This is a genomic window from Methanosarcina siciliae T4/M (assembly GCF_000970085.1).
Taxonomy (GTDB): Archaea; Halobacteriota; Methanosarcinia; order Methanosarcinales; family Methanosarcinaceae; genus Methanosarcina; species Methanosarcina siciliae.
This window is the reverse complement of record NZ_CP009506.1, coordinates 3327358-3352260: the sequence shown is the minus strand read 5'-3', so window position 1 is coordinate 3352260 and position 24903 is coordinate 3327358. Positions and strand designations below refer to the sequence as shown.

24 protein-coding genes are annotated in these 24903 nt (G+C 43.2%); 9 read left to right on the top strand and 15 right to left on the bottom strand.

The window, feature by feature from the left end; genetic code table 11:
* The first annotated feature begins 1 nt into the window (after window position 1).
* Entirely contained in the window at window positions 2-1006 is a 1005-nt protein-coding gene (locus MSSIT_RS13940; protein ID WP_082089014.1) for a phosphate signaling complex PhoU family protein, read from the top strand.
* Window positions 1007-1061: 55 nt separating this feature from the next.
* Here MSSIT_RS13940 and MSSIT_RS13935 read toward each other — a convergent pair whose 3' ends face one another.
* The 4 genes from MSSIT_RS13935 to MSSIT_RS13915 form a co-directional block, all read right to left on the bottom strand.
* The gene (locus MSSIT_RS13935) at window positions 1062-1277 is read right to left on the bottom strand and encodes a GrpB family protein (protein WP_082089013.1); all 216 of its coding nucleotides are present in this window, start codon (window positions 1275-1277) and stop codon (window positions 1062-1064) included.
* Between the two features lie 88 nt (window positions 1278-1365).
* Window positions 1366-2091, bottom strand: coding sequence for a class I SAM-dependent methyltransferase (locus MSSIT_RS13930; protein WP_048174847.1), 726 nt, complete (start codon window positions 2089-2091; stop codon window positions 1366-1368).
* Window positions 2092-2341: 250 nt separating this feature from the next.
* The gene (locus tag MSSIT_RS21385; RefSeq protein WP_156157445.1) at window positions 2342-2659 is read right to left on the bottom strand and encodes a PhzF family phenazine biosynthesis protein; all 318 of its coding nucleotides are present in this window, start codon (window positions 2657-2659) and stop codon (window positions 2342-2344) included.
* A gap of 330 nt (window positions 2660-2989) precedes the next feature.
* A complete protein-coding gene (locus MSSIT_RS13915) occupies window positions 2990-3190 on the bottom strand; it encodes a transposase (RefSeq protein ID WP_187151760.1) in 201 nt (66 codons plus the stop codon).
* A 169-nt stretch (window positions 3191-3359) separates the two neighbouring features.
* On the opposite strand from MSSIT_RS13915, the gene pheA reads away from it, so the two are divergent.
* The 7 genes from pheA to MSSIT_RS13880 all read left to right on the top strand — a co-directional run bounded on the left by pheA (window position 3360) and on the right by MSSIT_RS13880 (window position 12283).
* On the top strand, window positions 3360-4316 hold the full coding sequence (gene pheA / locus MSSIT_RS13910) for a prephenate dehydratase (RefSeq protein WP_048174845.1): 957 nt from the start codon (window positions 3360-3362) through the stop codon (window positions 4314-4316).
* Window positions 4317-4368: 52 nt separating this feature from the next.
* Window positions 4369-4503 (top strand): hypothetical protein, encoded by a 135-nt coding sequence (locus MSSIT_RS25390; protein ID WP_269430789.1) that lies wholly within the window; start codon window positions 4369-4371, stop codon window positions 4501-4503.
* Between the two features lie 186 nt (window positions 4504-4689).
* Window positions 4690-5583: a DUF7502 family protein gene (locus MSSIT_RS13905; RefSeq protein WP_048173123.1), complete on the top strand. Its 894-nt coding sequence runs from the start codon at window positions 4690-4692 to the stop codon at window positions 5581-5583.
* Window positions 5584-5866: 283 nt separating this feature from the next.
* A complete protein-coding gene (locus tag MSSIT_RS13895; protein WP_048173120.1) occupies window positions 5867-6841 on the top strand; it encodes an AAA family ATPase in 975 nt (324 codons plus the stop codon).
* A 205-nt stretch (window positions 6842-7046) separates the two neighbouring features.
* Window positions 7047-7928 carry a DUF58 domain-containing protein gene (locus MSSIT_RS13890; protein ID WP_048173118.1) on the top strand — a complete coding sequence of 294 codons (882 nt, stop codon included), beginning with the start codon at window positions 7047-7049 and terminating at the stop codon, window positions 7926-7928.
* A gap of 3 nt (window positions 7929-7931) precedes the next feature.
* Window positions 7932-9809 carry a vWA domain-containing protein gene (locus MSSIT_RS13885; protein WP_048173117.1) on the top strand — a complete coding sequence of 626 codons (1878 nt, stop codon included), beginning with the start codon at window positions 7932-7934 and terminating at the stop codon, window positions 9807-9809.
* A complete protein-coding gene (locus MSSIT_RS13880) occupies window positions 9806-12283 on the top strand; it encodes a VWA domain-containing protein (protein WP_048173115.1) in 2478 nt (825 codons plus the stop codon). Before MSSIT_RS13885 ends, MSSIT_RS13880 begins: the two co-directional genes overlap by 4 nt.
* Window positions 12284-12757: 474 nt before the next feature.
* On the opposite strand, the gene MSSIT_RS13875 is transcribed toward MSSIT_RS13880, so the two are convergent.
* The 8 genes from MSSIT_RS13875 to MSSIT_RS13840 form a co-directional block, all read right to left on the bottom strand.
* On the bottom strand, window positions 12758-13354 hold the full coding sequence (locus tag MSSIT_RS13875; RefSeq protein WP_048173114.1) for a diacylglycerol/polyprenol kinase family protein: 597 nt from the start codon (window positions 13352-13354) through the stop codon (window positions 12758-12760).
* Between the two features lie 42 nt (window positions 13355-13396).
* Window positions 13397-14452 carry a lysylphosphatidylglycerol synthase transmembrane domain-containing protein gene (locus MSSIT_RS13870; RefSeq protein WP_048173112.1) on the bottom strand — a complete coding sequence of 352 codons (1056 nt, stop codon included), beginning with the start codon at window positions 14450-14452 and terminating at the stop codon, window positions 13397-13399.
* A 539-nt stretch (window positions 14453-14991) separates the two neighbouring features.
* Window positions 14992-16170 (bottom strand): sugar phosphate nucleotidyltransferase, encoded by a 1179-nt coding sequence (locus MSSIT_RS13865; protein WP_048174843.1) that lies wholly within the window; start codon window positions 16168-16170, stop codon window positions 14992-14994.
* A gap of 140 nt (window positions 16171-16310) precedes the next feature.
* Window positions 16311-16709, bottom strand: a complete 399-nt coding sequence (locus MSSIT_RS13860) for an OB-fold nucleic acid binding domain-containing protein (RefSeq protein WP_048173111.1) — start codon at window positions 16707-16709, stop codon at window positions 16311-16313.
* A gap of 142 nt (window positions 16710-16851) precedes the next feature.
* Window positions 16852-17340 (bottom strand): FKBP-type peptidyl-prolyl cis-trans isomerase, encoded by a 489-nt coding sequence (locus MSSIT_RS13855; RefSeq protein WP_048173109.1) that lies wholly within the window; start codon window positions 17338-17340, stop codon window positions 16852-16854.
* Between the two features lie 144 nt (window positions 17341-17484).
* On the bottom strand, window positions 17485-18030 hold the full coding sequence (locus MSSIT_RS13850; RefSeq protein WP_082089012.1) for an FKBP-type peptidyl-prolyl cis-trans isomerase: 546 nt from the start codon (window positions 18028-18030) through the stop codon (window positions 17485-17487).
* Window positions 18031-18033: 3 nt separating this feature from the next.
* Window positions 18034-18516, bottom strand: coding sequence for an FKBP-type peptidyl-prolyl cis-trans isomerase (locus MSSIT_RS13845; RefSeq protein ID WP_048173108.1), 483 nt, complete (start codon window positions 18514-18516; stop codon window positions 18034-18036).
* Between the two features lie 438 nt (window positions 18517-18954).
* Window positions 18955-19524 carry an HdeD family acid-resistance protein gene (locus MSSIT_RS13840; protein ID WP_048173106.1) on the bottom strand — a complete coding sequence of 190 codons (570 nt, stop codon included), beginning with the start codon at window positions 19522-19524 and terminating at the stop codon, window positions 18955-18957.
* 1088 nt (window positions 19525-20612) lie between these two features.
* On the opposite strand from MSSIT_RS13840, the gene MSSIT_RS13835 reads away from it, so the two are divergent.
* A complete protein-coding gene (locus MSSIT_RS13835) occupies window positions 20613-20873 on the top strand; it encodes a hypothetical protein (protein WP_048173104.1) in 261 nt (86 codons plus the stop codon).
* A gap of 1824 nt (window positions 20874-22697) precedes the next feature.
* On the opposite strand, the gene MSSIT_RS13830 is transcribed toward MSSIT_RS13835, so the two are convergent.
* The 3 genes from MSSIT_RS13830 to MSSIT_RS13820 form a co-directional block, all read right to left on the bottom strand.
* A complete protein-coding gene (locus tag MSSIT_RS13830; protein ID WP_231589837.1) occupies window positions 22698-23873 on the bottom strand; it encodes an AI-2E family transporter in 1176 nt (391 codons plus the stop codon).
* A 252-nt stretch (window positions 23874-24125) separates the two neighbouring features.
* On the bottom strand, window positions 24126-24311 hold the full coding sequence (locus MSSIT_RS13825) for a hypothetical protein (protein ID WP_048173102.1): 186 nt from the start codon (window positions 24309-24311) through the stop codon (window positions 24126-24128).
* Window positions 24312-24519: 208 nt separating this feature from the next.
* Entirely contained in the window at window positions 24520-24837 is a 318-nt protein-coding gene (locus MSSIT_RS13820) for a hypothetical protein (protein ID WP_048173101.1), read from the bottom strand.
* Window positions 24838-24903: the final 66 nt, after the last annotated feature.

The following is a 24903-nucleotide window of genomic DNA, read 5'->3' as shown; positions in this document are numbered from 1 at the left end:
TATTACCAAAGATAGAAGAAAAATTCAGTTTACCGGAAATTCTACCTATATAGTATCCCTTCCCATAAAATGGGTCCGGGATATAGGGCTTAAACCCGGAGATACACTTACCCTAACAGACATGCCTAACAAAACCCTGCTGGTTTCCTCAAGTGTGATTCCGAAGGAACGCTCTGCCCTTAAGGCATCTATAGATTATCTCCACACCGAAAGCGCAGAAAACAACCTCAGAATTATTATTTCTCATTATCTTGCGGGTTATGATTCTCTTAAACTGACTACCAACAAAGGTTTCAGTGCCTATGACCGAAAGTTTATCAAAGACTCAGTGCGTCAAAAATTGATAGGACTCGAACTTGTAGAAGAATCCAGGAATGAACTTGTCTTCCAGTGTCTCCTGAACTACAGTGACCTTCCCCTCAATCGTGTAATTAAAAACATGTATGGGCTTGTCCTTTCAATGCTTGAGGACTCCATGGCAGCTCTTCGTAACCACAATACGGAAATTGCAGAAGACGTGATCCAGAGAGATGATGACGTCGATCGCTTTTATCTTCTTGCTGTCCGCCAGCTCAAAGCTTCACTTGATGATGTAGAACTCGCCGAAAAAATAGGGATTAGAAGTTCAAAAGATTGCCTGGGATACAGGCTTATTATAAAAAGTATCGAGCGCGTAGGGGATCATGCGGTCAAGATAGCTACAAATGTCTTAAAAATGGATGGTGGAATAAGTGCTGACGATCCCATCTTTAAAATGGCCGGACTCTCGCTAAATGTTTTCGAAAGTTCAATAGACTCAATGGCAGAAGATGACCTGCAGGCTATCAACAAAATTGTTGTGAATGCAAAAAATGTTTCTCAGTTTGGAGTTTCCCTGGAGTCACGAGGGGACGGAAGTCCACGTAATATTGCACTTAGCATGATTCTGGAGAGCTTGCGCAGGGTAGCCGAATATAGCGCCGATATCGCAGAAGTTTCAATCAATATGAATGTAAAGAAGATCTGAACCTGAAAATTTTGGGTTTCAAGACTTTTTTTCAATTATATGCTCGTTCACTTCACTACTGTGATATGACATAAAATAGTCTATTGACCACATCAATATCAATAATAGGTTTTGAAGCAAGACCTTCAACCGCTGTGCTTCCGACATGTTCGACACCAATTATAAGGTCGCCAACACAGTCAGAAATCATCGATTTTATTTTCAAAAATTCGGCTTTCCACTCAGGATCGTAAGGCACAACCCTTACAATGTCTCTCATCTTTACGTCCATACTTATTCTCTAAAATAAAAAAAATAATACTTCAAAACCCGAAACCTTGAACTGAAACCGTTTTTATACGGGTCCCGGTGAGTTATTCTTAAATTGATTTTGCCCTGATAACTACAAATGACGGAATTCTATAATGATACTCCTGTTCCGGATATAATTCTATTAATTCTTCTGGAGGAACCGGTTCTCTAAAAGAACTCACGTACATCCCGGCTTTTTCAAGTGCAGCCATATATTTTGATAAAGGTCTGTGGTAGTGTAGGGTTTTACCCCAAAAATTTAATTCTTCTACTCTGTCATCCAGGTAGTTCCCGATTTTTTTATACATTTTTATATTGTTTTCGTCCTCTTCCCAGTCACTTAAAAAGAAACAGGGGTGTGTTATCGAGAAAATGAAATATCCGGGTTTTTTCAGTACCCGTGCTGTTTCAAAAATAAATGATTCGATATCAGGAATATCCATCATCAGCATATTCGCCACAACAATATCAAAGAATTCATTTTCAAAAGTTAATTTTCCTGTCAAATCCATTTTATGATACTGAAGATTACTATGGAAGTGCTTGCGCTTTGCTATATTTAACATCATATAAGAATTGTCGATAGCTGTAACTATTGCTCCCTTTCGTGCAAGTTCTGACGAAAAAAAACCGTCTCCGCATCCTGCATCAAGGACATGTTTTCCGGCTACATCGCCTAATAATTCCTTGACAGCAGCCAAATATATCCGGGCATGAAAATTTTTTCCCTGATGGTTTGCCGCACTATATTTTTCAGCAACAATATCCCAGTGGTTTATACTATCCGCTTTCATGAATCTTATTTCCATATCTCATTTATATTTACCGTAAGCGCCGTTCCAGCTGTCCGCTATCTGGAGGAAACTGGCATATCCGTTTCTGATGTATTCAAGAGCCTGTTCTGCTTTTAATTCCTTGCATGTTCCTCAATATGTTCCACAACAGCCAATTGTTTATATAGTCATAAATCCCGCCGCGTTCCGAAGCCTGATAAACAATGAATTCGTCCTTGTTTAGCTTTTTTTGCCAGTAAGGGCCCAGACATCAGTGAGCCGACCCTGTGGCAGAGTCTCCCCATATTCCGATTTCCGGTGTGAAAAACCTCGATACGAAATCGTATTCTCCGACTTCGGCTCCGGCTTTCGCTGTAATAATTACTCCCCTTGCCGGGACTTCCAGCAGTTTCGGGAAATCCGGTTTAATTGCTCTTACTGTTTCTTCGGATTCTACTTCTACCAGGTAAAATATGTTCTTCCCGACATAGCTTGCTTTAACCCCCAGTGCTTCCCGCAGCTCTGCCGGGGGTTCGGTTTTTTCTTCAGGTAATGCCGGAAAATTTAATTCGATCCATCCCTCGTTCATTTTTGCCGTCAAAAGCTCTCTTTTTGTACTGAATTTTGCCTCCCGGTCTTGAAAAATATATTGTTGTAGAAGTACCAAGAAGCAAGAAAGTATAGCTTTTCAATTATTTTAAGAATATTTCCTGTCGGTGTTACGCTAAATACTTGATATGATTCTTTTCTATTTTTCTGATTCTCATTTCAGAGTGAACCCCAAGTTTAGTCTTGTCGTCTTCATGCAGCAAACTGTTGATGATTATTACAATGGGAGCACGGAGGGTCACGAATGCCCTTCCTTTAGGTCGGGGATGAAGTGAACCTTCACCTCTTCGTTTTTTCTCATATCCTCTCCTCAATTTACTTTTGGATCATATCCTGCAAAAGCGACGATCTGGTCTGGATGCTGAAAGTTCTCCACGTCTCCAAGTTCCGCCCAGCTCATAGCTGCCATTAAATCGCTAATTCCAGAAATTGTCTGAAGGTAATGTTTATCTTTCACCGTTTCCCAGAGAGCCAAAATCCTGGTTTTTACTTCTTTTATCTGGCCTTCCATGTATTCAATCAGGCTAAGCCAGACTCTGTGAACACAGAGCTGTAACATGTTAAATTGCCGGAGAGCCGTAGGAGCAAGAGTGGTAGTCCTATCAAGCCGGACAGCGCACTGCAGAGCCGCAACTCTGCCATCAAAACTTTTTATTACCTTCCCTCCAATTAAGCTTCAGATGATCATAGGTGTAATGGGGCCGGAAGGCTCTTATTCGGAAAGGGCTGCAAAGCTGTGGGCTCAGAAAAATAGCTTGAAAGACGCTGAGTTTCGTTACTTTGCAGATATAGAGGACGCTTTCCTGGCTGCAGTTAAGGGAGATGCAGACATCTCCGTAATCCCTGTAGAAAACTCCATCGAAGGTTCCGTAGGAGTCACCCTCGACCTACTCCATGAAAACGAGGCTGTCATAATCGGGGAAATTGTTGTTAAAATCGAGCACTGCTTGCTCTCCAAAGGCGGGCCTGAGAAGATCCGGGTCATCCTCTCCCACCCACAGGGGCTTGCCCAGTGCAGGCATTTCCTGAAAAGGCATTTTCCTGAAGCGGAACTCCGGAGCACGGGCAGCACTTCCCATGCGGCAAGGCTGGCAGGGGAGTTTGAGGAAATGGCTGCGATAGCATCCCCAGAGGCGGCAGATCGTTACGGGCTCAAAATCCTGCTCTCAAATATCCAGGACAGAAAGGAAAACCACACCCGTTTTATTATTATCCGTGCCGGGAATAAGATTTCACCGGAGCAGACTATGGGCGCTGCAGGTGTTGAAGGGGAATCGGCTCTTGAGTCCTGCCGGGGTGCAGAGCCTGAGTCTCGTCCCGAAACCGCAAAGGAAAAGGTTTACCAGTCGGCCTGCAAGACATCTCTTATCGTATACCTGGAAAAAGACCGTCCCGGAGCATTGTACGAACTTCTGGGAGCTTTTGCAAAGAGAGGGATCAACCTTACTAAAATCGAGTCAAGGCCTTCCAAAAAGGAACTTGGAGATTACTACTTCTACATCGACTTTGAAGGCCATACAAGCGATGCACTTATAAAAGATGCCCTAAAAGATATAAAATCAAAAGCAGGTACAAAGTCAAAAGCCAATACTTTAAAAGTACTGGGTTCCTATCCGGCCTTCAGGGATTTCATATAACCCGGACTTTTCAGGTTTGGAAATCGTTTTTCGGGTTCAGAAAAGGATTTCCATGTTCAGAAAAGAATTTTCAGGTTCTGAAATAAATTTTAACATGAATACATTTCCGGAAAATACTTGCGGAAGGAACTTGTGGAAGGGACTTACAGAAGGTATATTTGGAAATAACTATACAGAAGGAACTTGAAGAAGGAACATATAGAAGGAACATATAGAAGGAACTTGCAGCTGGAACGTGTACCTTTATATAGTACCTTTATATAGTATCTTTCTATAATATCTCCCTATAGTATCTTTATCTGTCTTTGTGCGTCTTTATATAACATTCTTATGAATAATTAAACCGGGATCTCCGGTTGCAGAAGGGAGCAGGATGGCTCTGGAGCTTGAAAAAATCATAAACAAACACGAATCGGTTCTGAAAAAATACAGAGGACTCTATGTTTTTGCAGACCTTCTTGCAACGTTTCTGGTTCTCTATACCCTTTTTGTGCTCTTCAACATGAGGGATATATTTTTAATGTTTCCCGCCTTCGAGCCCTATACCGGTTCAAAATATAGTATTCTTGGTTCTGAAATTATCTTTGAGACGCTGGGGTTGATTGTTCTTTCCTTTGCCCTCTCGCTTATTCTCACGGCAGTCAGGTATTACAGGGCTGAAAAGAAAGATGCCATTACCCTGATTGAAGAAAAATATCCTGTACTCAGGGAGAGGATGAGGACAGCCTATGACAACCGGGATATGGATAATATAATCGTCCGCGACCTTATAGGCAGCGTCGTAATTGATTCGAAGCCTGTGCAGTCTTCTGCTTTCCTTAACAGGAAAAAGCTTGCAAAAGATGTCCTGCTAACCGTGTTTGCTGTTGCGGTTCTGGTATATGTCGCCCATACCGGGTATCAGACAACTTTAAGTCCTACCGACATGGATGAAGTGATCGATAAAATCCTCTTCCCGGGTAGTTCGGACCTTGTTTCCCTGGAGGAAAACGGCGGGACGTCGGGAGAACAACAGAGCAATAAAGATCTATTTGGAGAGCCGGCTGTTATCATAATTGAAGGCACGGAAGTGGACTTGGAGATCCCTCCTGGCGCAGGGGAGGGTTTTATGAACCAGGAAGAAGGGGAAGAGAGAGACAACGCATCATTCATTCAGTCGGATCTCTACAACCCGGAAGCCATTGCTTCCCAGTCTTATTATGAGAACCTGCCCGAAGGGTACAGGAGTGTAATTCAGACTTACTTTGAACAACTTGCAGAAGAATAATATGAAAAATTTACACTAAGATCATGAAACATTTATATCAAAATTGATATCAAGATTGTAAAATATTCATATTAAGTCGGGCTTAACCACATTCGGTTTAACCGAAGGTTATTGAGCGCAGTTTTGGAAATTACAGGATTTAATTACGGGCTGTATTTAGACTTACAGACTATATTTGGAACAACAGCTGTTTTGAATGACATTCTGTTGCAGAAACGGATAATGTTAGCAGGAAAGGGCATCGGAACCCGTGAAAAACAGCGATTCAAAGGGTGGAGCAAATATGAGTGAGGATAATATCGATTCAGGGCAGGCCGGCACGACCTATCAGAACACGGGAAGGATTTTTACAAGTTTCTTTGAAGAAATAGGGAATGTCATAGTGGGCCAGAACAGGGTAGTGGAACAGATTATAATTTCAATCCTCTGTGAAGGGCATGCCCTCGTGGAAAGCAACCCCGGGCTTGGAAAGACCCTTATGATCTCCACGATTGCAAAGGCGATGAACCTGAAGTTCAGCAGAATTCAGTGTACCCCCGACCTGATGCCCTCTGACATCACAGGAACAAACGTGATTGAAGAGAAAGGCGACAAAAAAGAATTCAGGTTTGAACCCGGGCCTGTTTTTGCAAACATCGTGCTTGCAGATGAGATCAACCGTGCATCCCCCAAAACCCAGTCCGCTCTGCTCGAAGCCATGCAGGAAAAACAGGTAACAGTCGGAAACGATACTTTTCTGCTTGACCGCCCCTTTTTTATCCTTGCTACCCAGAACCCCATAGAAATGGAAGGCACATATCCTCTTCCCGAAGCTCAGCTGGACCGCTTCCTCTTAAAGGTCCTTGTAGACTATCCCTCATTTGAAGAGGAAATGGAGATTATAAATCGTTATACAAAGTCCGAAACTCCGCAGATCACAAGGGGCCTGGACAAGTCTACACTTCTTGATTTACAGAAGCTTACCCGGCAGGTTCCGATCTCCGAAGAACTCCAGCAACGTGTCCTTTCTATTGTGTCAATGACCCGCAAGGATAAGGAACGCATCGAGTACGGGGCTTCTCCCCGCGCATCTATCGGCATGATCCTTGCAGCAAAAGCAAGAGCTCTGATCCAGGGCAGGAACTTCGTGAGCAAAGAGGATATCGATTACATGGCTTACCCGGTTCTCCGCCACAGGTTGATCCTTACCTTTGAAGCCGAAAGAAGCGGGATGACCCCGGACGAAGCCATTGAGGAAATTCTAAAGAAAGTCAAATGAAACGGGTAGTGATTCGGCAAGTAGATTCTAAAAATACATTCAATAAATAAAATTTGATAAATGAAATCCTAAGGGCCTGTAACTCGGCAGGTTCCAGGGATTGAATGTGTGAAATGTAATATGAGGTTAAAATCCCCTGCAAAGTACAAAGCCCCCGGGATTATTCAGGTCCGGCAGAACCGGGCTTTTCAGTTGAAGATCAGGAATGACTCGCACAAAACAAAAAATCGAAACGGATTTTTTCAGGCAGCTTGACCGCTTTACCTTTTCGGTCCGGAAGAGAGTATCGACAGTCTATGCAGGAAACCGTCCGTCAACCCGAAGCGGGCACGGAATCGATACTATCGGGTTCAGGGAGTATGACTCAAGCGACGCTTTGAAGGATATTGACTGGAAGGCTTATGCGAGGACTGAAAAGCTCTATGTGAGGCAGTTTGAAGAAGAAAAGACCCTTACAACCCATATCCTTCTGGACGCCAGCAAAAGCATGGATTATCCCGAAAAGGGAACTTCGAAGTTTGAGTATGCTGCCATGCTTGCTGCAGGTTTTGCTTACCTGGTAACCAAATATAACGACAGGTTTGCCATATCCACGTTTACGGAAGAAGTTGATATCAATAGGCCCCGCAGAGGCAGGAAGAACCTTATGCGGACAATCGATCGGCTCAGCGCACTTGAACTATCCGGGGGTACTTCCATCAGTGAAGCCGTCATGAGGTATAGCCAGGTGATCAGGTCAAGGTCCCTTGTAATCCTGATTTCCGACTTCATGCAGGATCCAAAAGCAATAGAAACAGCCCTGTACAGGCTCTCGGATCACGACCTCATCGTTATACAGGTGCTTGACCCCACGGAAAAAGCACTTCCTCTCCAGGGAAACAGCAAGCTTGTAGACCTTGAAACAGGGGAAGATATAAGGACATATATCAGCGAAAAGTTCAAGGAACGTTATACTCAGAAACTGGACGACCACACTGCAAGCATTAAAAAAACCTGCATGAAGGTCGGAGCCGAGTTCTACACCTTCACAACCGACACCCCTATCTTTAATGCTTTTTACTATACGATCAGGAGAAGGAGACGCTAATAAATGCCTTTTGAAAACCCCCTTGCTCTTGCTGCCCTCCTGAGTATCATTCCGCTTATAATCATTTACATGCTCCGCCCAAAACCAGCGGTACTTTCGATTCCCTCCCTGATGTTTATCCTCAAGCTTGAAAGGGAACGAAAAAGGGTTTATGCTTCGCTTACGAAAATCGTGCGAGATCCCCTTTTCCTTATTCAGCTCCTTATGCTGATCTTGCTCTCCATCGGGGCTGCAGGCTATTATTACACCTCAAACGAGCCCCTCAGCGGAGAGCATACGGTGCTCATCCTTGATACTTCGGCAAGTATGCAGGTAGAGTCACGTTTTGAAGATGCGGTTGAAATTGCTGAAGGCTATGTGAGCAAGAAGAACAGCATAATCCTTGCTTCCAGTACTCCCCTGCTTGCCCTTGAGGGCGAAAGCGCTTCAGCTGCCGGAGAAATCCTCGGGAAAGTTAAACCGGGAGCTAGCACTGCCGACCTCTCTGCAGCCATTTCCACAGGTATGCGTCTCCTCGCTGATGAGGGGGGCAGGATCATTGTTATTTCGGACTTTACAAACTGGAACGGAGACGACCCCGTAGCTTCCAAGAACCTGGCGGAGTCCTACGGGCTTGAGGTCAATTTCGTAAAGGTCGGAAAGCCTGCGGATAATATAGGTATAATTAATGGCTGGATTGAAGCCACAGACGGGGAATACAGCTACACTGGTGTGGTCAAAAACTATAAAGGTGAAAGCTCAAACGTTGAAATAGAGACAGGAAGAGGAATTTCGGGAAATACTTCAAAGTCTTTCACTCTTTCTGTTCCAGCAGGCGGTACGAACCAGTTCACACTGGCAAACCTGAACCCAGGAATTACCACGATCAGTCTCAACGTTAAGGATGACCTGTCCGTTGATAATAAGGTTTACATCTCAATTCCGGATACCTCCGGGCAGCAGGTCCTCTATGTCACGGATAATGGGAAACTACCTTCAAAAACAGCGCTTTCCCTGCTCCCCAACAGTGACCTGAAAATCCGGGATTCCGTGCCGGCTTCTCTTGACAACTATACGCTTGTCGTGCTCGCCCAGAAAGAAACTCCGATTTCCAACGGTTCGGTGGATAATATTGAAAATTACGTGCGAAACGGGGGAAATGCGGTTTTCATTGCAAGTGAAGCCCTTGAACCCAATAAAACCGAGGTCGACCTTGTTAAGCTCCTGCCTATAAAACCTCTCGGAGTTGAGGTAGCAGAAGACGGGCTCGAGGTTGAAGAAGTCCTTCAGAGCAGCATTACGGAGGACGTGAAAACCGATGAGATCTCGGTCCGCAAATACCTGAACGCAACTGAGAGAACAGGTTCCACAACTCTCGTAGCTACGGAAGACGGGATTCCCATGCTCAGCTACTGGCAGGTAGGAAAAGGCACTATCTTCTATATGGGGCTTAACGACGAGCTCGGGGACGGGGCCTGGAACAATTTCCACAACCTGCCTGAGTACCCTGTGTTCTGGATAAAACTCGTTGAATGGCTCGGAGGCATAGGGGATATTTCGGAATATAACCTTGAAACCGGAACCCTGACTTCCCTGGCAAAGACCGAAGAAGTCCAGACGCCTTCAAAGACCCTGACAACAAACCGTTTGCTCTTTGACGAGGTCGGGATATACAGGATTTCGGACAAGGAAATTGCAGTCAACCTCTATGATGACCGGGAATCGAATACTACAGTAGATGCCTCGGAACTTATCAGCCAGGCAGTTGAAAATGACGGGTCAAGGCTTGTCCGGTCTGATACCTATACTGCAAAAAACGATATTACCAACTATCTTATAGTAGTCATGTTCCTGCTTATGCTGCTTGAAATCCTGATCATCCGCGGGAGGGGTGAACTGTGAACGTAGCCCTTGAGAGTCCTGAGATGCTCCTCCTCATTATTCCCGTGATTATTGCGGGTTTTTATCTCCTGCGGAAGACGAAAACAAAACTTGTGGAATGGAGAATGCTTGTTGCTTTCCTCCTTGTCCTTGCTCTTGCTGCCCCCTATACAACGGTTACCCAGACCATCAGTGAGGAAGACCCTTCACTTGTGCTTGTTCTGGACAGGACCGAAAGTATGAACCTTTTCCCCGAAGATACGGGGACCGGGCTGTATGAAGCCCTTACTGCCGATACTCCTACCACTCTCGTGCAGCTGACCGGAGAGAAGACCTCACTCGGGGATGCCGTGGTCCAGTATTCCGGGCTTGGCAACCAGATCGTGCTTGTTACCGATGGGAACAATAACGACGGAAAGGACCTTGAGGAAGCCCTGAGGTTTGCAAGGGACGCTGATACTCCAGTCTATCTTGTCCAGCCCGAGCTTGAGACAAACGATCTCAGCGTCGAGGTGCTCGGGGACAAGACCGTGGTCGTGGACAACCAGAACGAGTTTGAGATCGTCGTCCGCCAGGCTTCGGAACAGAGTGTCAGCTATTTACTTGAAGTTTCTGTGGATGGAATAGTCACACCCGAGCGGTTTTCGCAGGATACTCGGAATAATACCATTCTAATTAACCAAACATTTACCACGCTCGGAGCCCACAATCTGAGTGTAAAGATCACTCCGTCCGGCGAGGACTTCAATAAATCAAATAACGAATTTTACAAGTCTTTTTACGTAATCCCCAAGCCAAAAATCACACTTGTTACCGCGGACTCCAGTTCTCCTCTCGCCAGTATCCTGAGAAACCTCTACGAGGTTTCGGTTGTAAATGACTATCCCGGAGCAGGGAATATTACGGACAGCAAGGCGCTTGTGCTTGACGACCAGATCATAGGCAATTTTTCCGAGGCTGAGATGAAGGAAATCAAAAATTATGTCAGCAACGGGGGAGGGCTTATTGTCGTCGGAGGAGATAAGGCCTATAACTATGGAAAATACCTTAATTCTTCCCTGGAAGATGTCCTGCCTGTAGTTTCAAAACCCTCAGAATTTAAAGGAGGAAGAAAGCTGGTCCTGGTTCTTGATATCTCTCCAAGCACGGCTGCTCACGGTACTCTGGGAGATATCCTGTCAAATGCCATCTTTATCCTCAGGAATGATAACCTGAAAGATGCAAATGTTGGAATAATCGCATTCGGAAGTGTTGGATATGATGTTTCGGAAGGGTTTTTGTACATGGGGCTCCCGCAGAACCTTGCCCTTCTGGAAGATAAAATCGAGCAGCTGATCCCCAGCGAAGAGTCAGAAACCTCTCTGGACCAGGGGCTTGCTGTCACAAAGGAGATGCTGGAAGGCGAAGACGGTGAGCTTGATGCTATTATTATCTCTGACGGAGGGATTGAGGACTCGTATGACGCAAGCCTGGAGGCCGCAAAAGAACTGCAGGATATGGGCGTAAACCTGTACTTTGTCCATATCCGCTCTTCTGCTCCTTCCCAGGCCGATCAGACCAGAACCCTTTATGCTGAGAAGCTGATGCAGGAGCTGGGACTTCAAAACAATTATCTGCATATCGATATGGAGGAGCGGGCAAATATCGTGTTTGAAGATACGGTTGCGACTCCTGAGGACGAAGGAGAGGAACCGGAGGACCCCGGTACCTACATGCTTCTTGAGTACTCTCCCGACCACTTTATCACAAAGAGTGTAAACCTTACCACCAATATCACAGGATATAACCAGGTTACACCAAAAGCCGGGGCTGAACGCCTGGTCATTACGGTTACGGGGCAGCCTGTGCTTACCACCTGGCGCTTCGGGCTCGGGCGCGTTGCAGCTTTTTCCACGGATAACGGAGACGGAAATACTCGCTGGGCTTCTGCTCTTTACAACGGGTCAAACAGCAGACTTATTTCAGGCATGGCTAACTGGGCAATAGGAAACCCACAGGCAGAAGAAGGAGCTGTCGTTGAAGCTCTGGATACATGGCTTGGTACCCCTTCCGACCTCACCCTGATAATGTACGACGAAGGAATCCCTCAGCTCAAACTGGACGGAACCCAGATTGATCTTGCCCTTACGGGCAGGAACACTTATGAAGCAAGTGTAAACCCGGATGAAATAGGGATTCATGATATTTCCGGCTACCCGCTCGCGGTAAACTATCCGCTTGAGTACCGTGACGTCGGGCTCAATAATGATATTAAACCTCTGATCCTTTCCACCGGGGGAGAAATTTATACCGAAAAGGAGGCGAGAGCCTTTCTGCTGAAGGACGCAAGGCAGAATTCCGAAAGGGAAGCAACCGAGCCTGTGAGTCTGAAAGTTTATGTGCTTCTTGCAGCTCTTCTCCTTTACCTCGGAGAAGTCCTGGTAAGACGCATAAGGGAAATGAGAAAGCTTAAACAGGCCCAGGGTGAAACCGGAACAGAAGAGGCAGGTGCCTGATTCGGCCTGCCACTTTTTTCTTTTTTAGTTACCTTACCCCCTTCTTTCCCCGTGTTTCCGTTTATCCTTCTATTTTTTTTGCTGCTAATTTTTCAACTTCATTGTCCCTACTTCATTGCCTCTTTTTCTGTCTGCCCGTCCTCAGTTTGTTGACATTTTTAGCTCAAATGCCGGCTGCTGGCTTAAGCTCTGGCTTCTAACCCGTAAAACCTTACTCGCTTTATCGTGTCGTTCTTGTTCCCGCTCGACGCAGGAGAGCGGTCTTTCCCAAATAGACGAAAAGAACAAAGAAGGAATAAAAGCTAGCAAATAACAAAATTTTTCCGGGTTTTAAATACGGTTTCCGGGGTCAATAAAGGCATTTCTCCAACCGGCAGCTGGCTAGAATATTTTGTGGCGCAGCGAATATTGAAAGATACTTTTTTATGTCCCGGGACAGATCAGCCGATTGACGGAGCACCTTTTCTTGATTTATTACATATACATCAATAAAAACAGGGTCACCTGCCCGAAAAAACCGGAAAAAATCGGGATCACGAGGTTATCGTCTATCTGGTTTACTGCGGTTTCCGAAAGGGTTGCAAAAAAAGCCATGATAAGAGCCACAAAGGGATCTCCGACTATAAATAGTCCAATCAGCAGGTCAATAATGAATTCGGAAGCTGAACCTTCGAGGGATTTATCATTTTTAAAGACCTGTTTGAAAATTCTTTTTTTCCCGTAGAATTTTCCTATCAGGGCTGCAGCCAGATCTCCGAAAGTGGTCATAAGGACTGCGGCATAGGCGATTTCTTTGCTGAAGATGGAGATTGCTGCAATTGCGCCTAGGGCGAAGTAGATATGCCCTCCGCAGCTATCGGCTTCGTGTTCCCTGTACATCATATAGAAAAAGGGAATTTTCATGCCTTGCTCGAGCCGGAAGTATTCAAGGATGAGGACGGTTACAAGGAAAAGCATGAGCACCCAGAGGATCGTCTCTTTCCCGTAAAATTCGTAGATCAGTACTATCAGGATTGAAACCAGATGTACACTTTTTCTGAGGACTTCAAAGATGGCGTCTCTGGAGGGCATAGTATAAGTTTTTGCGAGAATTAAATATAAATTTATACTGGTTCAGGCACTGTGTTGGGGTTCAGCAGTCTCCCCTATCCATTTTTGTACAATTTCGGCGTCCTTGATCACTTTAAGGCTCATGAGCCCGCCTACTATAAGGTTCAGGTGGTAGGTCAGGGCTCTCCAGGCAAGCACGGTAATTCCCAGAATGGAAGAATCTACAAAAATAGAGAAGATGGATGCTGCTCCAAGTTCGGCAACTCCGCTTGCACCGGGAGTTGCGGGTATTACCATTATAACAGCCAGAAGTACCTGGGCTGCAAAGGCGGTGATGATCGAAGGAGTTCTCGAAAGGCCCATAAGGATCAGGATGAGCAGTGAAAAGTCTACGATCCAGAAGATAAAGGTATAGAGGATTCCCCAGAGCAGCCCTTTTTTTCCTTCCGAAATAAAGATCCGGACACTGTCATGAAAATAGTCTATTTCCCTGTCGATCTGTTCCAGAAGGTGTAAAACTGCAGCATCTGTTTTTTTACCTATGTAAGGGGCAAGCCGGTCTGTCAGCTTACGCATTAAGTATTTTACTTTTTCGGGTTTCCAGACCCCATAAACAAAACAGAAGAGAAGTACAAAGACCAGGGAATTTGCTGCTAAAAAAGCTGCATCAAATTCATAATTCGAAACAATGTCCCCAAGGATATAAAGGGCAAAAGGCAGGCAGGAAAAGATGAATAGGGCGTCAAGCAGGCGTTCTCCTACAATTATTGCAGTAGCTCTGCCCAGAGGAATTTTGTTCCTGTTCAGGCTGTGGATCCTTAAAAACTCGCCGCCTGCAGAAGAAGGGGTAATTCCTGCTACAAAAGTGCTTGAAATGACTATCTCTGTCACCTTCAGGACACCTATCCTGTGCCCCAGGGCTTTACAGAGAACCCGGGTCCGCAGCCCCCAGATTAAGTATGAAAAGATGTGGAGAAGGGCAGCTGCCAGAATGTACTCCGGCCTGATCCTTTTCAGAGCTTCAACGGTCTCCGAGTCAAAAGTCAGATATGTAACCAGAGCAATTGATACTGCGCTAATTACCAGCGACCCAAGGAGCCATTTTTTATACATGGTCATTTAAATCTCTGAATTTTTTTATTTACTGGGTGTGTTTATTATATTTAAGGAAACCTCTTTATCCAATATATAATGAACGGCACAAGAAAAGTTTGTTAGGTCGGATTAAACTGTTTTTGCATTTTTGAACATCTTTTTAAGAGTCTTCCAGCCCTTATAAGATCTTTACTTATTCTTAACAGATATGTACTTATTAAATGGCTTTGAGATGATGTCCGGACAAAAACCCTGTTGGGAGCAATAAAGGCTTAGAACCCATTAAGCCGGAGAATCCATAAGAATAGAAAAAGCAAAAATTCAGACCTCATTGAAAATTCGGATTGGCGTTGAAAACTTAATTTTTATAGGAAACTCGTATTTCCAGGTCACGAATTTCTTTTATTTGAGTCCGGAAGAATCCGGAACATCCATTCTGACAGGGAGTTATGCGATTGACCCGGAATACGAGTTTCGATCTAATATTCCATATGCAGATTTATTCCATATGCAGATTTCTGGTTCTTCGCTATTTCATGCGGGTAAAGCTTTTTTAACCCTTTTCAGGAGCCTTCATTCGTAGTATCATAGGCCGGGTTGACGACAATTTCTTTTATACTGGAATTCTTTTCAATCACGACTTCAGGCCAAATTTTTACTCCCGAATGTACGGTCGAATTGTTCCCTATCACGACTTCATGTCCGATTACTGTCCCGTTCTCAAGGTTGCACTCTTCTCCTACAGAGGTTTCATCTGCAACTACGGCTCCGGAGATGTTGGAGTTTTTACCTATGGATACTCCATCAAAAAGGTAAGAAGAGAGAATCTTTGAATTATTTTCAATAGTGCAGTTTGCTCCTATCACACTGTAAGGCCCGATAAGGACGTTATCGCCGATGACGGTGTTTTCCCCTATGACAATGGGCCCGACGAGTGAAGAATTCGAACCTATTGATACATTGTTTCCTATGGACAGGGGGCCTCGTATTCTTGCGTTCCTTGTTGTGAAGTTTCCTTCGATTGTGGTTCCGGGAAGAGCGTCAAGCATCCAGCGCTGGGCCTGCCTGTAAGCCGCCGAACTCCCTACATCAGTCCATTTTCCCCGGACAAGCATGCCGTTAATTCTCTTATCTGCTGCTAACAGGGCAGGGAAAAGGTCTTTTGCAAAATCATACTTTTTATTTTCAGGGATCCAGTTGAAGATTTCAGGGTCACAGATGTAAATGCCTGTGCTTGCAAGATTGCTGAAAATCTGTCCGGATTTGGGTTTTTCCAGAAAGCGGTGGATCCGGTTGTTTATATCCATATCGGCAATCCCGAATTCCCTCGGGTCGTCAATGGAAAGGAGGCCTATAGTTATCAGGGCTTCGTTTGCTTCATGGAAGCGGTACATTTCCCTCAGGTCGAGGTTAAGGACATGGTCTCCCCCAAGCACGATGAAAGGCTCGTTTTTCAGGTACTCTTCAGCATTTTTTACCCCGCCAGCTGTCCCCAGCTTCTCTTTCTCATACACGTAATTGATGTGTACCCCAAACATATGCCCGTCTCCAAGCTGTTCTTCTATGCGTTCTCCCATATATCCGAGGGTCATGACTATTTCATTGAACCCTTCCCTTGAAAGGTGCTCTATCAGGTGCCGGACTGATGGTTTATTGAGGATCGGTATACTCGGTTTCGGGTGCTTGAAGGTCAGCGGCCTGAGCCTTGTTCCTGCGCCTCCGCACATGATACATGCTTTCATATTTTCCCAAATGTTATTCATAGATATATGGTTAACGATCTGTTCTTCCGCTTTCAAAGCTTATTGATAACGGTTATTCCTGAATAATATTTCCTGTCTTCTACTTTTGTTTCAGGTTAATATCCTCTCGCTTTTCTACTTTATTTGAGGGTAACATCTTCTTTTCTTTCCACTTTTATCTCTTTCTCTCCCTCATACTCGGAGATGATACCTGTTATGCTGATGATGTCCCCCTCATTGATCAGGTCGTTCAGGGCTTCAGCCCCCACTGTATTCGGAATAAACACGCTCAGAACCTCGGAGTCAAAGTCCACTTCCAGAAGCAGGTGATCTCCTGTATAAGTAATTCTTTTGCTCAGGACTTCTGCTTCAAGATAAACTTTTTCCCCGACTCCGGACTCGTGGGTGTACTGCAGGGCTTTTCCTCCTGAAGCCTGCCCAGCCCCTGCCGTTTCCTGTCCGAAGAACAGGTATGCTGTCGAAAGCGAGAAAAATGCCATTACAAGCAGCACTACCACGACTTTCTCTTCCTTTTCCATTCCCAACTCCTTCAAATTTTGGTTCCTGAAATTAACTTTTAATGAATTTCATTAAAGATTAATTTATCTCCGGTTAAGTTCAAAGGACTGGTTAAGTTCAAAGGATCAGGTTAAGTTCAAAGGACCGGTTAAGTTCAAAGGATCAGGTTAAGTTTGAAGGTTGGGTAACAATGGAAACAAGTTTTATTTCCAGGGTCAGGGTTTTGCTTGCAAGCTCATGATTGAAGTCAAGGAGCGCGTAAGTTTCCGTTGAATCAAGTACTTTGACTTCCCTCCCTCCGGGAGTTATTATTTTTTTTCCCGCTTCCGGAGGCTCCTTGAGTTCAAGCCTTGCAAGAGGAATTTTCTGAACCAGATAATCCTTATATTCTCCGTAAGCCTCTTCAGGTGCGATTTTAAGAGTTTTTTCTTCTCCTTCGCGCATCCCAAGAACCCCGGCATCGATACCTTTTATCACCTGCCGGGCATCCGCCCTGAAAAAGAAAGGCCTGTATTCCTTTTCCTCACTGTGGATTCCGGCTTCAAGAGCTTTCTCTTTTAAGGTGGTATCGAAAACTGTTCCGTCATCAAGTTTTCCTGTGTAATCGATAAGGAGATAATCTCCCTTTTCCACGGTACGAGAGTTCTCCATTGTTCCTTCTCCTGTTATTCTTTTTCTTTAACGTTCTTCCGGTAGTCCTGAGTCTTTTCCCGGCTGCCGGTGGGCTGTTTTTTTTGCTGCTTCTTTTTAATGATATATAAACCGGGTTTTAAGCCGGTTTAACTTCCTCAAACTTCACTGTATTGAGATAATCTTTATATCGAATACAAGAGTCTTGCCTGCTAGTTGGTGGTTGAAATCCAGGGTAGCATGTGTCTCATTTACATCAATAACTTTAAACTGACCATATGGGCTTGGGAATGTCTGCCCTATTTCAGGCGGTTCCGAAAGCCCCAGCCCATCAAGAGGGACTGCCAGGACCAGAGTTTCGTTGTACTCCCCGTACGCTTCTTCAGGGGGGATGGTAACGGTTTTTTCTTCTCCTACTTTCATCCCGATTACTGCATTATCAAAACCCTCGATAACCTGGCCCGCACCTACTGTAAAGGTTAAGGGGACATAGTTTCTATTTTCTGTGTATATGCCCGCCTCTTTTGCTGTTTCTTCTACAGAAGTATCAAATACAGTACCGTTTTCAAGCTTTCCGGTGTAGTCCACTTGAACGATATTTCCGGTTTCCACAACATTTTCGTTTCCACTGTCCGCGCATCCGCTTACGAAAAGGATGCTTCCGAGGAGCAGAATGCATATTATTAAAGTTTCCCCCCTCCCTGCCCTCATTTCTTATGCCTCCAATGATACGACTTTTATTTTGAATATAAGAGTCTTGCCAGCAAGCTCATGGTTGAAGTCCACTATGAAGTTTTCCTTACCTACTTCAGTGATCTTGCCTCGAAGCCCGTTTTCCGTAGCAAGTTGCATCCCGATTTCGGGGGTAAAATTGACAGCATTTCGTGGGAGTTCCCTTACAAACTCTTCCATGTATTCTCCGTATGCTTCCTCTGGCGGGATTTCAAGAGTTTTTTCTTCCCCTACTTTCATCCCGACCACGCCCTCATCAAAGCCTTTAATCATCTGCCCCGCTCCCACGGTGAATGTCAGAGGTTTGTAGTCTCTCATCTCGTTGTATATCCCTGCCTCATTGGCTGCTTCTTTTTCCGAGGTGTCGAAAACTGTACCATCCTCCAGTTTTCCAACATAATCAACGGAAATAGTATCTCCGTTTTCGACTGTTTTGTCTAAGTTTTTAATTGTCTCTTCAGTCATAACGATCAATATGACAAAATGTGAGCATGTTAGATAAACGTACTGATAAAAAAGGCGCCAGAAACCGGTTAAATTGATTCTCGGTAATGAAAAATACAGGAATCTTTAAACCTTATTTTTTAAGTTTTGATTCCGAATTTCAATTTATCCTGGCTCTCTTTTTCAGCTTTTTCCCTTTCTCCACTCACTATTTTGTTACATTTCATTTTCTTTAAGTTCCTTCTGGTATTCAAAATATGAATAAACAACAGTAAACCCGGCAACCGAAATTACTGGTATGAGGATGAAATAAATTGCAAGTTCCGGAAAAAATCCCGCAGATTGCAGTTATCCCTGCTATCCCTAATTGAATCTTGCTTTTCATCCTTCTTTACCCTTTAAATGTATCTCTATGGCGAGAATATTTTTCAAGCTTCAGTTTTTCTGTTTCTGGAATCCTTATCCTGCATATGGATTATTTTTCCCGGACTTCATTCTAAACCCGCCAATCAGTGCTGCAATCCCGCCTATAACAAGGGAAATCCCATATATCCAGGGCAGGACAACGGCACCTGCCAGGGGGTTAACCAGCAGGAGTATCCCGATGACGATTGTCAGGACCCCGAGGATCGCCATTCCTATTCCTCTTCCTTTGAGGGCCCAGAAAAGTTTGATTGCCCCATATACAATACTCAGGATCCCCAGTATGACTACGAAAAGTGCCAGAATTACGAAAGGACTGTACGGGTACACAAATACCAGAATTCCGATAAGAATACCCATGACACCGGAAAGCAGTTTCCAGCCCATGTCCTCTCTGTCTACCAGCAGTGAAATGATTGAAATAACTCCTCCCAGAAACCAGAAGATTCCGAGTATCTGAACCAGTGTTATGGTTGTTGCTACAGGTGAGAATAAAAGAAATAAACCAATGATGACGGAAATAATCCCTTCAAAAACAACCAGCCACCAGGGGATCTGCAGTACCTCATACTCCACGACACGGTATTCTGTATCTGCCCGTTCCATATATTTGCCTCCAGAGTTGCTTTGAATCTCAAACCTGATGCTGTTGGCTACCCGATAAAAATTACAGGTATCGAAGATATGTCAGGCTTAAGTATGGAGTCCTGTCCAGCTTAATTCCAAAGCTTTGTCATAACTGAAGCACGAATTTTTTCCGGCTTAAGTCTGAATTTTTGTCCAAAATTAATTCTGAAGTTTCCCGACTCTTCAATACGCCCCCACTCAGGTAAGAAGAGCAATCTTTACTATGTGTTATATATCAAGTATTATATAAATTATTGATTATTTCTTTATTTTCTAATGTTTCTTGCCATATGCAGGTCCAAAACGGATCCTGCTCATAGCTTCCGAATTTTTCGAATTTCCCTGCGATCTCTATCTTTAATCTCTATCTCTAGTTTCTCCAGATACTGAAAAGTGGGGCTCAACCAGTTCGAAAACAGTTATTAACCTAACTTTACTAGAACTGACAATTATACAAACTGTTAATATGATCAAATTTATCGTCCATGCTTTAGAAGAGCTTAAATTTATTGTCTGTTTGTTCTTCTGTTTTTTCAGGACTTTGAGTTGTCATTAAAGTACAAATTCATCAAAATCTGGAACTATACCTTTTTGGCGTATTTTCTTATTCGCAGGAACAAATAACGACACAGTGGGGACTTTCCTCACCTGTGCCAGTCTTCATCTTCGGGCTTTGCTCCCACAACATTATAAGCGGAAAAACCTGTACTTCGCAGGCAGATCGAACTACGCGGCATGCCAGAGAGTTCGGGTTCGGCGTTCAGAAGGTTAGATCCCTTCTTCCCAAGATATCACCTTCTCATGATGGAAATGTATACCTGAAGTAATTGTTGGAGCTTGAATAACGAGGGAGCTACTTAAATGGGCTCCGTAAAATCAAAATCAGGGAACTTTTGTTCCCATTCATCTTCTTTTTTATCCTTTCTGCAGCCGCGAAAATATTCTCTGGATCCGGCAGTAAATTACGCTCTAAACTTGTTTGATGGTCCTCAGAAGCTTATATATGGATGGGATGTAGAGTTTTTATAGGGTCATAGAAACCCTGCGATAAAGGAGTGTGACTGACAATGGGTGAAATAGATATTAGTGAGATCGATCCAGCGTGTAGAAGTGCACCAACTAAGACGATGAAAGAGGATGGAGTAACAAAAATACTTCATAGTATTGATTCCTTTGTAGCAACCGGGATAGTACCAAAGGAATGGAAACCAAATCTCACTTTTGAAGATGAAATCGTCTGGAAAGGATGGCTCTATACCCTCCAGTACGAGGAAAACAAAAATGGTGAGATAACTAAACACTATGTTTGTCTGTATCCTAATGACTGAGGCTCTTTAGAGCCTCTAAAAAATCTGGTGTAAGGGAAATGAACATGCCAAAAGTACAGTCAAATCCAGAAACATCCCAAGTTGAGTTCCATTTTTCTACTTGCTGACTCTAACACATTGTGGAGCGATGAATATTTTGCTTCTACTATCGGAAATGTGAGTAAACAAACAACAATGGAGAAAAAACCGATAACAGTAATTAGCGACAAACAATAATAAGAGACACTGTGTGTTTGGGAAAAATTATATCGGATATGAAGAGATATTAGTTTTATGATATAACATTAAACCAATTAACTAAAATTAGGAATGTGGGCTAAAGAATAAAGCAATAAAATAACATTAAGTATTAAAAATATTATATATGAGAGATGCATAGTATAAATTGCGTTCTCATCAAACACCCCACAAACACCTACTTCAAAACCTACTTCAAAACCTACTCCACAATAAAGAGACGAATACAAAGCTCTCAACCCAAAACTCAAATACCTCAAACATCTTCCCAAACAAAAAAAATCTCTTAGTACCGTTCGGAACTTCCAGATATTTTCAGATGGGAACGCAAACTCATTTTAAAAACAAAACCGATTTTTAAAATTTTTTCACGTCCCTTTTCGTACTCCTTTCACAAGACCTCGATGTTTACAAACAGTCCAGAGTGCTCATTCTAATAAAATTCAATGCATATATCCATTTTTATTTAACCGGCACCTGATTCTTATATTTTTTATGTTCTTAAGGAATACGGAACAGCTGTTTTAAAAATTCGTTTAATCTCTCCATTTGAACCCCCTCTGTTGAAGTCTAAAAAGATTTTGAGTGAAATTGAATGAAAACCGGGCCTATCCACTTACAGACAACAGTTTACGGACAGCAGTTGTAACGGTTAGCGAGGAGTAGCATTTAATGAGGCGGATAAATTTATCAGGTTAAAAGAAGGGGACGCCGAACAGGAAAAAAACAAAGCCGAACTGCAGTGTGTTCACATTACGGCAATAATAAATTGAAAGAATATTGGAGGGAAAACCCAGAGGTTGCAAGCATCCGGAGTCCAGAGAAGGGGTCAAAGAATAATATTCCCGCTAATGAAATTACGTTTTGTTATACCTCTTCCTCCTCAGATTTCTAAACGATACTAAAACTAAAATTCATTAAAAATCAATATATTAGTCAATAATTATATTAAGTAATATCTTTTTTTTTAAAAAGATAAATATATATATATTTCTATAAATTGTTTTTTAAAGTGGAGGAGTCCACACACGAGTTATACAAATTCCGTGATTATACCTGTAATATAATGTTATATCAATAAACCAATAGATACACGGATATACTTATATTAGTTGTTGAAAATATTAAATACAGTTAGTGCATAGTATAAATTGCGTTCTCACCATAACGCCAAACCAGCAAACACCTATTCAAACCTACTTCAATATCTACTCCGAAAAAAACTACCCCACAATTAAAGAGATAGTATAAAACTCACTGCCTATGAGTCAAGTACCCCAAAAATCTTCCCAAATAAATAGCATCTCTTATAATATTCGGAACTTTCAGGATTCAGGTGGGAACGCAATCTTTTCTTCAAAAAAATAGTAATTCAGGACTTTTTGCTTATTTGTACCTTTATAAACAGGATACTATTTTGATTATTTATACCTTTATTAGCAGGACCTTTTCGATTATTCAGAAGTTTTCTTATTATTCAACACCTTTTTGAGAATTCAAGCTTCCTTTATTATTTTGAAAAAACTGGAAAGATACGGGCTTATCTTTCCAGAATCCTTATAGCTATCTCTTTTGTCCATCCAGAGCTTAATTTCCGGACCGGGAACGTTCCCCGGAAGCCTGAACTGGCCTTTCAACGGACCTTCCAACCGGCGACTCAGCTGATTTTTCTATCGGGCTCCCTGCCAAATCATCAGGTGAACCTGCAGCTGAACTCCCTGTCTGGACAGAGGAAGTTCCGAGTATTTTTCTGGTTCTGATGGCTGCAAGCAAAAATCCGTATGTGAGAGGGCCTATAATAACCCCTATCGGGCCGAGAACAAAGACCGGAGCTGCAAAGGCAACAAGAGTAATTGCCGGATGGATGGCAGCCCTGTTTCTGGCAAACCTTGGTCTCATGATAAAGTCAGGGATAATGCTCAGGAAGATGATTCCCAGGAAAATCAAAGCTCCTGCCGTAAAAAAGTCCTCTATGAGGACATAGTAAAGGGCAAGGAGACCGTAGACCGTGCCTGCACCTACAACCGGCAGGAGAGCCATTATGAAAGTTAGAATTCCCCAGATTAGAGAATAGGGCACTCCGAGGGCCCAGTAAAGGATTCCCCCGATTATACCGGTCATGAGACAGGTCAGGAAATAAACTATGAAGAGGTTATGGTAAATGTGATTGAGCTCCCCGAGAAATATGACCCCCACTTTCCTGTCCGGAAAGAGATTTGGAAGTTCGGTTGCAATAGTTTCGCTTTCTACAAGCAGGTAATAGGTCAGGACAACGATTACTATCAGCTCTATAATCAGGATAGAAAGGACGGTTGAGATCTGGAAGATGTTACTCTGAATTTGGGGTACATAATCCGTGACCAGGGAATTTAAGTATGCGCCGATGCTTTCAGTCAGTTTTCCGGGATGGGTCTGGATCAGAGGCTCAAAAAGCCCTACTATCCGCCTTAGATCCATATTTGCAAACCCGTTAAAGGTATTGGGAATTTCCAGAATTCTTGAAATTTCATTCATCAAAGCCTTCACTATCATAACACCGGAGGCCACTGTGATAAGAAAGATTGCACCAAGCGGGATCAGGGCACAGATCTGCTTGTTCTTTACGAACCTGATGCAAAAGAAGTACACAGGATGAATAATGTAAGCAAAAAGAGCGCTGAGAATAAGGACATAAAAAAAAGCGGAGGTGATATATAATGTATATAAAGACACCAGTGTAATTATAACTGCATAGAGAACCTTAACAGGGTCATAATTTTTCATATAATAAGATATTGAGGAAGTAGATAAATAACTTACCATCAATATAAATAAACTTATCTCTATGGAAAAATTAAATTTGTTTGCTTAAGTACATTGGAGTATATTTTGAGAGGAATAGTGAGAGGAATAGTTGAGAGAAATAGTGACCAGATCAAATTCGTGAACGAAAACTTGGTTGGAAAAAACAAAAATTAAAAACAAAAAGGTAGAGTATTTTAAAATTATTAATAAAGTATTAAAAAGAGAATTTAGTTACAGAGATATGACCTCTGCCTTCTGCCGTTTGAAAATTGCAGTTACTGTTCCTTCATCATCAATATCATCTTTAATCAGAATCAATTCCCAGCCTTCGTTCCCGATTTTTTCAAGGTCGTTCATCATTTGTGGCATATGCACACCATGAATCCTGCGAGAATCATATTCCCATAAATGTATCATTCAATACCCCTCCTAACAATAAAGAGAAACTTTGTGATGTAAATTATTGCAATAAAACTATAAATAACCAGAACAAAAAGAAAAAAACAATCGGGTTTCTGTGTAAACAGAGCCATCTCCGAACCTTAGACAGAGGAATCCAAGTTTCTTTTTAAGATCAATGTTTTTCATATTTACTTTGAGCTATTATTCCCCGTCACATTTATTTTTAGCTATTATTCCCCGAATCACGCAGTTCCGGGACTGCAGACCGAAAAAGGATTCCATTCTCGTATTTTATCCTCCGGATCCTCTCACGTGCCATGAAATCCAAAACAAGTTCGATATCCTCGGGATATCTGGCATTGGGATATAATGGAGTAAGAGGCTGGGAGTTTTGCCCTGCGACATAGAACATATCCTCCCCGAAATAGGCGATGTAGTCCAGCTGATACTTTTCGAATACGAGGCGAATGAATTTTTTTGAAAGAGGAGACTTTGCAAATTCAAAGTCCCCGTCGGTCATTTCAATGCCTGCTTCGTACATGTACAGGGATTGGCAGGATAGGATATAAATTCCGGGGAAAAGACCTTTCCTTTGAATTCCAGAGAG

Coding starts and splice junctions, on each gene's coding strand:
- MSSIT_RS13820 (WP_048173101.1), bottom strand. CDS start 24,837: ATGTACGAAGCAGGCATTGAAATGACCGACGGGGACTTTGAATTTGCA.
- MSSIT_RS13895 (WP_048173120.1), top strand. CDS start 5,867: ATGAGTGAGGATAATATCGATTCAGGGCAGGCCGGCACGACCTATCAG.
- MSSIT_RS13830 (WP_231589837.1), bottom strand. CDS start 23,873: ATGAAAAATTATGACCCTGTTAAGGTTCTCTATGCAGTTATAATTACA.
- MSSIT_RS13845 (WP_048173108.1), bottom strand. CDS start 18,516: ATGACTGAAGAGACAATTAAAAACTTAGACAAAACAGTCGAAAACGGA.
- MSSIT_RS13860 (WP_048173111.1), bottom strand. CDS start 16,709: ATGGAAAAGGAAGAGAAAGTCGTGGTAGTGCTGCTTGTAATGGCATTT.
- MSSIT_RS13825 (WP_048173102.1), bottom strand. CDS start 24,311: ATGATACATTTATGGGAATATGATTCTCGCAGGATTCATGGTGTGCAT.
- pheA (WP_048174845.1), top strand. CDS start 3,360: ATGATCATAGGTGTAATGGGGCCGGAAGGCTCTTATTCGGAAAGGGCT.
- MSSIT_RS13865 (WP_048174843.1), bottom strand. CDS start 16,170: ATGAAAGCATGTATCATGTGCGGAGGCGCAGGAACAAGGCTCAGGCCG.
- MSSIT_RS13850 (WP_082089012.1), bottom strand. CDS start 18,030: ATGAGGGCAGGGAGGGGGGAAACTTTAATAATATGCATTCTGCTCCTC.
- MSSIT_RS13905 (WP_048173123.1), top strand. CDS start 4,690: ATGGCTCTGGAGCTTGAAAAAATCATAAACAAACACGAATCGGTTCTG.
- MSSIT_RS13915 (WP_187151760.1), bottom strand. CDS start 3,190: ATGGAAGGCCAGATAAAAGAAGTAAAAACCAGGATTTTGGCTCTCTGG.
- MSSIT_RS13885 (WP_048173117.1), top strand. CDS start 7,932: ATGCCTTTTGAAAACCCCCTTGCTCTTGCTGCCCTCCTGAGTATCATT.
- MSSIT_RS13870 (WP_048173112.1), bottom strand. CDS start 14,452: ATGACCATGTATAAAAAATGGCTCCTTGGGTCGCTGGTAATTAGCGCA.
- MSSIT_RS13935 (WP_082089013.1), bottom strand. CDS start 1,277: ATGGACGTAAAGATGAGAGACATTGTAAGGGTTGTGCCTTACGATCCT.
- MSSIT_RS13840 (WP_048173106.1), bottom strand. CDS start 19,524: ATGGAACGGGCAGATACAGAATACCGTGTCGTGGAGTATGAGGTACTG.
- MSSIT_RS13890 (WP_048173118.1), top strand. CDS start 7,047: ATGACTCGCACAAAACAAAAAATCGAAACGGATTTTTTCAGGCAGCTT.
- MSSIT_RS13875 (WP_048173114.1), bottom strand. CDS start 13,354: ATGCCCTCCAGAGACGCCATCTTTGAAGTCCTCAGAAAAAGTGTACAT.
- MSSIT_RS13835 (WP_048173104.1), top strand. CDS start 20,613: ATGGGTGAAATAGATATTAGTGAGATCGATCCAGCGTGTAGAAGTGCA.
- MSSIT_RS25390 (WP_269430789.1), top strand. CDS start 4,369: ATGTTCAGAAAAGAATTTTCAGGTTCTGAAATAAATTTTAACATGAAT.
- MSSIT_RS13930 (WP_048174847.1), bottom strand. CDS start 2,091: ATGAAAGCGGATAGTATAAACCACTGGGATATTGTTGCTGAAAAATAT.
- MSSIT_RS21385 (WP_156157445.1), bottom strand. CDS start 2,659: ATGAACGAGGGATGGATCGAATTAAATTTTCCGGCATTACCTGAAGAA.
- MSSIT_RS13855 (WP_048173109.1), bottom strand. CDS start 17,340: ATGGAGAACTCTCGTACCGTGGAAAAGGGAGATTATCTCCTTATCGAT.